This is a genomic window from Cupriavidus sp. GW823-FHT06D04, from assembly GCF_058795055.1.
This window is the reverse complement of sequence record NZ_JBXAHL010000123.1, coordinates 1-620: the sequence shown is the minus strand read 5'-3', so window position 1 is coordinate 620 and position 620 is coordinate 1. Positions and strand designations below refer to the sequence as shown.

Annotated in this window: 1 protein-coding gene; it reads left to right on the top strand. The window is 70.2% G+C overall.

The window, feature by feature from the left end; genetic code table 11:
- Positions 1–620, top strand: a 620-nt coding sequence (locus tag AC1Q7H_RS39865; protein ID WP_492382520.1) for an ATP-binding protein, incomplete at both ends; no start/stop codon positions are given.

Sequence of the window (620 nt, the reverse complement as noted above, 5' to 3'; positions counted from 1 at the left end):
GACCACATCATCGAGATGGCGAAGGAGACCGGTGCCCAGGCCATCCACCCGGGCTACGGCTTCCTGTCCGAGAACGAGGCCTTTGCCGAGGCCTGCGCCGCGGCGGGGCTGGTCTTCATCGGCCCGCCGGCGTCTGCCATCCACGCGATGGGCAGCAAGAGCGCGGCCAAGCAATTGATGGAGAAGGCCGCGGTGCCGTTGGTGCCCGGCTACCACGGGGAGGACCAGGGTCCGGCGCTGCTGCGCCGCGAGGCCGACCGCATCGGCTACCCGGTGCTGCTCAAGGCCAGCGCTGGCGGCGGCGGCAAGGGCATGCGCGTGGTCGAGTCGGGCGATGGCTTCGAGGCCGCGCTGGCCTCGGTCAAGCGCGAGGCCAGCGCCAGCTTTGGCGATGACAAGGTGCTGGTGGAGAAGTACCTGACGCGCCCCCGCCATATCGAGATCCAGGTGTTTGCCGATACCCACGGCAACTGCGTCTACCTGTTCGAGCGCGACTGCTCGGTGCAGCGCCGCCACCAGAAGGTGCTGGAAGAAGCCCCCGCGCCGGGCATGACCGAGGAGCGCCGCCGTGCCATGGGCGAAGCGGCGGTGGCCGCGGCCAAGGCGGTCGGCTATGTCGG